At 30.6% G+C, this 1,067-nt stretch carries 2 protein-coding genes; both read left to right on the top strand.

From position 1 onward, the window contains the following. On the top strand, positions 1–442 hold a 442-nt coding region (locus tag C6H17_RS11325), incomplete at its 5' end, for a hypothetical protein (protein WP_158655027.1). 9 nt (positions 443–451) lie between these two features. Then, positions 452–910: a hypothetical protein gene (locus C6H17_RS11330; protein ID WP_020995574.1), complete on the top strand. Its 459-nt coding sequence runs from the start codon at positions 452–454 to the stop codon at positions 908–910. Positions 911–1,067: the final 157 nt, after the last annotated feature.

The following is a 1,067-nucleotide window of genomic DNA, read 5'->3' on the forward strand; positions in this document are numbered from 1 at the left end:
ACTAAGACAAATAGCAAAAAGATCTAATAATCCTGTTGTTATTATTACAGATGTTTCAAGGACTCCATTAGAACAAGCCAAAAGAATGTATAATTTAGTTGAAACAAATGGTATCAAGTATGCAAAAAATGCAGTGTATTCTTATAAGGTTCATTCAGTACTTAATATTTATGATAATCTCAAAAAAGAAAACAAACCAAAACAATACATTGTAAATCATATGGAGCAAGAAATTAGAGTATTAATTTCAAAGGGTTATTTTCAACACTGTCAAGATCCTCATATCAAAAATACCTTTGATATTTCGGTGCGTAGCCTCAAGAACCATAAGGAATTTTTTAGGGTTGCTGAAGAATACAAGAATGTTAATCAAGGTTTTGATATTATTGATGAACGAAGAAATCAAGCACCTTGCTATCATATTGAAATTACACAACCCTAGGAGAAAATAATGTTTAAATATTGTATTGTGTTTATTAGTATAATTTGTAGTCTCTATGGCAATGATGTAGAAATGGTTCATAAAGACTGCAAAATTTTATGCAAGAAATGTGGATTTTACGCAAGACAAACAGAAGGCTATTTTGAAAAACTTAAAATTTCTAACGACAATGAAGATGATTTTTATACTGCAATGGATGATTGGGCACACTATCTTTATTCAGCAAGAGATTACTTGCGTGCTAATGGAATCAAAACCAATTTTTATGCTGTAGATGTGAAGGAATGCGGGATACTAATCTTTCAAAACTATTCCTTGGAAATAAACAAAATTGATACCCCTTATATCTTTATTCTTTATCAAAAAGGCAAAAAGCCTTATAAACTTATGGATATTTCGGCTCCAGAAGATGAAATCAATACTTATTTTAATATCACAAAGCCAAAGTATCCTAAAGAGAGTGAATAAAAATGGATGAGCCGACACATATATACTCACCAGCCTATAAAGTAAAGAATTATACCACTCATACCAAACTAGATTATAACTCTCCCCTATCTCTATACTTCAATAGTAAGGAATTACAGATAGTAGAATGGGGAGAAGTGAAAAGAGAGAAAAGCTT

The organism is Helicobacter rappini, from assembly GCF_900198625.1.
Classification (GTDB): Bacteria; Campylobacterota; Campylobacteria; order Campylobacterales; family Helicobacteraceae; genus Helicobacter_A; species Helicobacter_A rappini.